Source organism: Natronospirillum sp. (assembly GCF_022565775.1).
Taxonomy (GTDB): domain Bacteria; phylum Pseudomonadota; class Gammaproteobacteria; order Pseudomonadales; family Natronospirillaceae; genus Natronospirillum.
In genome coordinates this window covers 1-7,569 of record NZ_JAIUMC010000122.1, presented here as the reverse complement: position 1 = coordinate 7,569, position 7,569 = coordinate 1, and the positions used below count along the sequence as shown (strand labels likewise).

6 protein-coding genes are annotated in these 7,569 nt (G+C 58.7%); 1 reads left to right on the top strand and 5 read right to left on the bottom strand.

Annotation, left to right across the window (positions count from 1 at the left end):
• The 3 genes from metK to LAT62_RS15210 all read right to left on the bottom strand — a co-directional run.
• The coding region (metK, locus tag LAT62_RS15220) for a methionine adenosyltransferase (protein ID WP_293385880.1) at positions 1-869 on the bottom strand (869 nt) is incomplete at its 3' end.
• A 6-nt stretch (positions 870-875) separates the two neighbouring features.
• The gene (locus tag LAT62_RS15215; protein ID WP_293385878.1) at positions 876-1,865 is read right to left on the bottom strand and encodes a metalloregulator ArsR/SmtB family transcription factor; all 990 of its coding nucleotides are present in this window, start codon (positions 1,863-1,865) and stop codon (positions 876-878) included.
• A gap of 93 nt (positions 1,866-1,958) precedes the next feature.
• Entirely contained in the window at positions 1,959-3,980 is a 2,022-nt protein-coding gene (locus LAT62_RS15210; protein ID WP_293385876.1) for a hypothetical protein, read from the bottom strand.
• 182 nt (positions 3,981-4,162) lie between these two features.
• Here LAT62_RS15210 and LAT62_RS15205 point away from each other — a divergent pair, with 182 nt between their 5' ends.
• Positions 4,163-5,389 carry a carboxylate--amine ligase gene (locus LAT62_RS15205; RefSeq protein WP_293385874.1) on the top strand — a complete coding sequence of 409 codons (1,227 nt, stop codon included), beginning with the start codon at positions 4,163-4,165 and terminating at the stop codon, positions 5,387-5,389.
• A 92-nt stretch (positions 5,390-5,481) separates the two neighbouring features.
• Here the strand turns inward: LAT62_RS15205 and LAT62_RS15200 are convergent, their stop codons facing one another.
• Positions 5,482-6,747 carry an ABC transporter permease gene (locus tag LAT62_RS15200; protein WP_293385872.1) on the bottom strand — a complete coding sequence of 422 codons (1,266 nt, stop codon included), beginning with the start codon at positions 6,745-6,747 and terminating at the stop codon, positions 5,482-5,484.
• Entirely contained in the window at positions 6,738-7,427 is a 690-nt protein-coding gene (locus LAT62_RS15195; RefSeq protein ID WP_293385870.1) for an ABC transporter ATP-binding protein, read from the bottom strand. The genes LAT62_RS15200 and LAT62_RS15195 overlap by 10 nt, the downstream gene beginning before the upstream one ends.
• Positions 7,428-7,569 lie beyond the last annotated feature (142 nt).

The window sequence follows — 7,569 nt, the reverse complement described above, 5'->3', positions numbered from 1 at the left end:
ACGATATTCTTGGCCACATAACGCCCGGCATAGGCCGCAGAGCGGTCCACCTTGGACGGGTCCTTGCCCGAGAAGGCGCCTCCGCCGTGCCGGGCCATGCCACCATAGGTGTCGACAATGATCTTGCGACCGGTCAGGCCGCAATCACCCACGGGACCACCGATCTCGAAAATTCCGGTCGGGTTGATATGGTATTTGGTGTCCTTGTGCAGCCATTCTGCAGGCAGCACCGCGTTCAGAATTTCTTCCCGCACTGCTTCCTTCAGCTCTTTCTGGCTGATGCCCGGGTGATGCTGGGTCGACAGCACCACGGCATCGACAGCCACCGGCTTACCATTTTCATAGCGCAGGGTCACCTGGCTCTTGGCGTCCGGACGCAGCCATTTCAGCGTGCCGTTCTTGCGCAATTCAGCCTGCTTCTCAACGAGGCGATGTGCGTAGGTCAGTGCCGCCGGCATCAGGACGTCGGTTTCATTGGTGGCATAGCCGAACATCAGTCCCTGGTCACCCGCGCCCAGCTCTTTCTTCTCTTCCGGGTTTTCGTCAACCCCTTTGGCGATATCGGAAGACTGTTTGCCAATGGCATTGAGCACCGCGCAGCTCGCGCCATCAAAACCCAGGTCCGAGTCGTTGTAGCCGATGTCCAGAATCACATCGCGCACGATGTCTTCCAGATCGACATAAGTCTCCGTGCGCACTTCGCCTGCGATCACGGCCATGCCGGTCTTGACCATGGTTTCGACGGCCACGCGTGCCTGCGGGTCGTCCGCGATAATGGCATCCAGAACCGCATCGCTGATCTGGTCAGCCATCTTGTCCGGGTGCCCTTCGGAGACAGACTCGGAAGTAAACAGGTTGTACTCGCTCATTGAACGCTATCCTTTTGCTTGCTGGTCCAGACTGTCTGCTGCGCACTTGCGCCAGAGCAGGCATTGGACCTGAAAACCGTTACGCAGCGCCGTCACACTATGGCGCTCCAGAAAAAGCCCGGCACTGTTGGCCCAGCCATCCAACTCAGCATGATCGAACCCCAGCCACTGATCACCGCAGTGCTCTCTGGCCCAGGTCTGTTCGTGGCGACACAGGTCCGTTACCAGCAGGTAGCCGCCGTCGCGCAACCCCAATCCGGCACGCTGCAATTCTTCCCCTGGGGCGGGGATGTGGTGCAGCACCATGTTGTAGACCACCAGATCAGGCGCCTGCGAATACGTCTCCAACCACTGTTGCAGATCGCCATGCAGGAAACGAATCTGGTGGTTTTCGGCATGCCGCTGCTGCGCCTGCTCCAGCAGTTCGGCGGAAATATCCACCGCGTCCACCTGCCGGAAACGTTGCGCCAGTGCCCCGAGAAACTCCCCGAGGCCCGGCCCCACCTCCACGGCATGCCCGGTTCCCGTATCCACTTCATCAAGCAGCGCCAGGGCCTGCTCTTCATATTGCGGATATTCGGCGATCAGGTCCTGCCGGGTGCGGAACTCCCCCAAATGGCGCGCAAAGAAGTCCCTCGCGTGATCCCGGCGCTCGGCCGCAATGGCTTGCTCGCGCGTGGCCACCACGTTCGGCAGGGGCCACTGATCGAGTGTGGCGAACACCGTTTCGACCCAGGGCTCGGGCGCAGGGTGGCGCTGATAAAAAATCGAATTGCCCTCTCTGCGCTGTGTTACCAGGCCAGCCTGAGCCAGTATCTTCAGATGGTGGCTCAGCCGAGATTGCTGAATGCTCAGCAATTGGCTCAGCTCCAGCACGCCATAGGACTGCTGACGCAGGGCGCGCAACACCAGGAGCCGCAGCGGGTCTGCTGTGGCTTTCAGGTGCTGGGCCCAGGTGTCGTAGGGCGAAGAATCGGCAGGAGTTAGCGCGGTCATGGCTGCAAGTCTAGCCAAGCACCGGTGAGAGTCAAGACCTATATCAAAAAACTTTGATATAGGTGGCCAATGTAGAATCAACCAGACAGGACACTAGTTTGATTCGGCTTGCAACCCTTGCGGCGGCAGTCGATCAGCGGCCCAACTGTGCGTCATCAGGTCTTTGACATGCTGTATTTCTGCATCTGGCACGGCTTCCGTGTGCAGCTGCCAGTCGGTCGCATCATAGTGGAAGATGTAGAGCCGGGACACGAACTCGTGGATCGGCAGCGAGCTTTCGCCGTGCTGTTCACCATGACCTTCGGTGGATACCACAACGCCACTGCCCCAGTCCTGACCACTGTCATTGTTCGGGTTGAAGAAATAGACCCGCATGACATCCTCCTGATCGAGAGCAATACGCAGGATGGTAATGGCATGCCAGCCGACAAAACGGCTGGAGCCGTCGGTGACGGCAGCGCCGGCCGGTTGAGGGTGCACAACCGGTGTGTTGCTGTTGTAGATTGGGTGATAGAGCGCATAAAAGGTGCGGATAAAGGACTCCTCGTCCTTCAATTGCCCGGTATGGATATCCACCACAATGGCAAAGCCGCGGTTGACCCACCAGCCATGAAACTCCGGATTGATCCAGCGGTGCGGGTCTTCTGGACGGTCCTCTACCAAATTGCCCATCTCGGCATAGATTCGGTCAAGGTGTGGAACCAGGATTGTCGACAGAGGGTCCAGATCAAATGCCATGGGATTGACCATGCCCTCTGTCAGCGCGGCTGAATTGATGCTCTGGCCTTCGAATTCCATGACTACCCTGTTGTCGCGTGAGCACCAGCGCGCCAATTGCAGCAAAAAGTCGGGGTCGGTATAGGACCACATCGAGATGGCCCGGGTCGATTGGCAAGCCGGGTTGTTGCCCTGGCCCAGCCCCAGAGGCTGCCCCAACACGCTGATGATGCCGGCCATCAGAGTCTTTGCCGGATCAATGTCTTCCCCAAAGGTCAGGACGAGTTGCTGGCGCACGTCGGTATGCAGGGGCGTCTTCATCTGCCGCCAGAGCGCTGCCGCCACACTGGAGCGATAGAGCAGCCCGCGCTCGAGCAAAGAGGCCAGGCCGTACAAAGTCTGTGCTGTCGGCAGGTGAATACAGTAGTCCGTCAGGGTTTGTACGAGGTCCTGATAGCACAGGTAGCAGTCTCGCCCGGTGCTGCTCAGACCGAGTGAACGGGAAAACAGGTCACGGTCATTGAATGACTGAACATGGCGAACGAAGGCCGCATGGTAGGGTGACACCAGACCAGTGTCATGCATGGCCCGGGCAAAGCCCTGAGCCTCGGAGTCCAGTGCCATGGCGTCCATGGCCGCAACGCGTTCGAGATAAGTCTCGATGCCTGGGTCTTCCCGGCAGCCCTGAGTCGGGCCATAGAGCGCACTGACCAGCCCCTCCGCACCGCGCGCCTTGGTGCTGATCTGGATTTCCGGGTCAAACAGACACGCCGCTATGCGGTCGACCATGGCACGTACACTGCGCACCTGGATGGGTCGCTGGCGCAGCAAGCGATAGACCTCTTCCACCACCGGCTCGAGAATACTTTCGTAACCGATATGACTGGCAACAAAATTGAGCTGGCGCACGATCAGGGCATGCATGTCCGGATCGGCATTGCGCTGACTTTCGTCCGCTTCCATCTCGAAAATACGCTGCAGATTGAACGCCAGTACCTGGGTCAGAAAATGGGTGGCCTGTTCGGCCGAAAAGGCCGGATGAAAATACTGGCCTGAACTGATGGCCAGGATACGCAATTCGCTCAGACACTCGATAACGATCAGCGTGCGATCATTGCTGTCAAAGGTGGCCGGCACCAGTCGGGCCTGCAGCAGGTCCGGTGCGACCCAGTCGCTGCCTTCAAAAATCCCGGCATGGTCCAGCTGCTCGGCGCGCTCCAGCATGGCCTCAAGCCCTGCATCATGAGTCAGTATGCGGCGACACAGGTCGAGCGCGCGCGGCAGGTGGTTGGCTCTGGCAAAGCTGCGCGCTGCCGCCATCTTCTCCAGCAACGGATCAAGGTTGGCAAGCATGCGGTTGATATCCGGCCCCTGAGTCGGGGACTTGGACTCGGTCATACGGGTTACTCGAGCTCCTGATACCGGAAACCATACCCCATGGCGGGGCAGGCAGTCACCTGTTTAACCTTTAATTACCCGCCTCGTCCCGAGAGAGAGGACGCCAGGTGTGCTATAATGGCGCCTCATTTGCAAAACCTGCCGGAGTGTGGATAGACCTCTCCTGCAGGCGGGAGTTCGTTTTGAAAGAGAAAAATCCGGATAAAGGTTACGTCGCACTGTTGGGCTGGACGCTCAGTGCGATCGAGGCCCTGGACAACTTTGATCGCCGCTATGTCGTTGTGGCGCCGCCCTGGGCCGAAGACTACTGCAAAGAGCACGACATTCCCTATGTGGCCTGGGATTTCGAGCGCCTGAACGATCGTTCCATGGAAATTGCGCAGACTCTGCAGGATATGGGTGTGGATGTCGCCATTCCGTTGTTTGAAGAAACCGTCGAGTGGGCCGGTGCGATCAACTCGGTTCTGCTGGACAACCCCAGGCTGTTTGGCCAGTCAATTCTGTTCCGCGACAAGGCCCTGATGAAGCGCCGGGCGCAGTTGGGCGGTATTCGCGTCGGTATTTTTGAAGAGGCACACGACCGGGAAGACGTTATTCGCTTCCTGAAGCGGGTCAACCAGACCCTGCTCAAGCTGGATGGGGACCCGAACGATCCGATCCACCTGAAAGCCTTCGACAAGGCGGGCTGCCTTGGTCACCGGGTGATCCGCACACCGGACGAAGTCGACTCTATCCCGGACGACGAATTTCCCGTGCTGATGGAAAGCCACCTGGATGGCTGGGAGTTCGCAGTCGAAGCCTGGATATGGAATGGCAAGATCCAGTTCCTGAACATTTCAGAGTATGTGACGCTAGGCTACTCCGTCTTTGTTCCGGCCACGCCGGAGCTGGAAAAGTACAGAGAGTCCATCACGCAGCAGATCGAAAAGCTGATCAAGACCTTTGATATCCAGTTCGGTTTCGTGCACCCCGAGTACTTTGTCACCAGCGATGGTGAAATGTACTTTGGTGAAGTGGCGTATCGGCCACCCGGCTTCAAGGTGTTCGAATTGCTCGAGCGCGCCTACGGCTTCAATGCCTATCAGGGACTGGTGCTGATGTTCGATCCTAAGACTACACAGGCTGAAATCGATGATTTCTTCCCCGAGCCGGTCAAGGACGCCAAGGGTGTCGCTGGCTGTTTTGGTGTGTATCCGCGTCGCCGCGTAGTCAGCAAGCTGGAGATTCCCGAGGAAACGGAAAATCATCCGTACTTCGACTTCCACGAACTGACACCGCCGGTGGAAGAAACCGTCACCAAGCGCACCGCCTTTGGTACGCACTGGGGGCTGGTGTATTTCTTCGGTGAAGACACCTACACCATGCGCGACCTGTTGAAGCACCAGGAAGACCTGGATTTCTATATCTAGGTGCGAATCGCCCAGAGGGCTGGGCTCCTACGGAACAACCACCGTTCGTGCCTGTAGGAGCGCACCCCGTGCGCGATAGGCGGCGAAGCCGCCTACAACTTCACCGACATCCCATCTGCCAGCGCCCGGCGATACGCCACCAGACTCGGCAACACACCCAGCACCAGCGCCAACCCCAGAATAAGGCCGCCATAACGCAGCGTATCGGCATTCCAGATATTGGTACCGATAAACAGCCCGTACTCCGAGACCAGCCATGGCTGCGCCAGTTGCAACCCACCCCAGAGCACCAGACTGCCCAGCAGCAACCCGCCAATGGTGATCAGCAACACTTCCATTTGTATGAGTATCACCAGTGTCCAGGGTGAGGCCCCGAGCGCCCGCAATATGGCCATCTCCCGCTGTCGCTCACGCATGGAGGCCAGCAGGCTGGTGGTCATGCCCACCAGCGTGGCGATCAGCACCAAAAAGGCAATCAGCAGCAGAATATTCTCGATCACACCAATCATCTGCCACAGTTCGGACAGTGCCACACCCGGCAATACAGCCTGCAGTGGCTCGCTGCGATAATTGTTGACCACGTGCTGCAGGGCAAAGGTCTGCACTGGTGAATTCACACCTACAAAGGTGGCGGTCAGTTCACTGGGTTGCAGGCGCGACGGGTCCATCTCCAGAACCTCTTCCTGGTCTGGCGTGCGGCGCGGGTCGGGCATGCCAGATTCCCAGCCGAGGTGAATGGCTTCCCAGGCTTCCAGGCTGATGTGCAGCGACTGATCCACAGGGGTACCCGTGGGTGCCAGAATACCGCTCACGGTGAAAGGCATGTCGCCGTGATCGACAAAGCTGACCTCGCCCATACCGTGGGCGATGACAAGCTCGGTGCCCATTTCATACCCCAGGGCCTGGGCGACCTCCCAGCCCAGTACCACATCAAACAGCTCCTCGAACTGACCCCCTTCAGCAAACTCCAGGTTCTGCCGGCGGCCATACTGGAAGTGCTGGAAATAGTCCTGATTGGTGCCGATCACCCGATAACCCCGGTGACTGTCACCCAGTGTGATCGGAATCGTCCAGGCCACAGCATTGTGGTTGGCAATGTATTCGTAGGATTCCCAGGTGATGTTGTTGGTCGGGTTGCCAATGCGGAACACCGAGTACAACAGCAGATTGATCGAACCGGAGCGGGCGCCGACGATCAGATCCGTGCCGGAGATGGTTTGTGAAAAGCTGTTCTTGGCTTCCTTGCGGATATGGTCGATGCCGAACAGCAGTGCCACACTGATGATCAGTGTGATCAGCGTCAGCACGACAGTGCCGCGCCGATTCCACAGACTGTGTCGAGCCAGGCTCAAATGCATGCGGCGACCTCCCCTTGCAGGTCTCGAATATCGAGCTGGTCATCAAAGTGGTGCTGCAGCGCCCGGTCATGGCTAACGAACACTATGGTGCTGCCGCGTTCAGTGGCTGCCCGCATCAGCAACTGCAGAAAATCATCACGATGGTCGGAATCCAGCGCTGACGTAGGCTCGTCGGCGATCAACAGCTCCGGTCGGTTGATCAGCGCCCGGGCCACGGCCACGCGCTGCTGCTGGCCGACGCTGAGGGCATGCGAAGAGCGGTGCCAGAGTTCTTCTTCAAGCCCCAGGGCACCGAAGATCTCGGCAAACTCTGCTTGAGACGTATGGCGATGCCCGGCCAACTGGCGCGCCAGGCGCACATTGTCGGTCACCGACAAATAAGGAATCAGATTGAATTGCTGAAAGATGATGCCGATATGCCGGGCCCGAAACCGGTCCCGTTTGCGCCCTGACAGATCATGCAGAGGTGTATCCAGAATCTGCACGGCACCCGACTGCGGCACATTGATACCGGTCAGCAGGTTCAGCAGCGTTGTCTTGCCGGAGCCGGAAGGGCCGTACAGAAATACCCGGCGCCCCCGGGGCACCGTGAATTCCGGAATGCTCAATACCGGCGGCAGATTGCGTTGCCAGCGGAAGCAGACGTCTTTCAGTTCAATTGCGTTCTGGGTGTCGGTCATGCCTGGAATGCCTGTATCTGTTCTGTAGGCCAGCGATGTCAATCGCGCCCGGCGGCGTCAGCCGCCCTTCAAAGGAGCCTGCCGGCTCCGGTCGCTCCTGCGCATCCATGCGCCCGCGACATTAGTGCATCCCTGCACGTCA

Coding starts and splice junctions, on each gene's coding strand:
- LAT62_RS15215 (WP_293385878.1), bottom strand. CDS start 1,865: ATGACCGCGCTAACTCCTGCCGATTCTTCGCCCTACGACACCTGGGCC.
- LAT62_RS15210 (WP_293385876.1), bottom strand. CDS start 3,980: ATGACCGAGTCCAAGTCCCCGACTCAGGGGCCGGATATCAACCGCATG.
- LAT62_RS15200 (WP_293385872.1), bottom strand. CDS start 6,747: ATGCATTTGAGCCTGGCTCGACACAGTCTGTGGAATCGGCGCGGCACT.
- LAT62_RS15195 (WP_293385870.1), bottom strand. CDS start 7,427: ATGACCGACACCCAGAACGCAATTGAACTGAAAGACGTCTGCTTCCGC.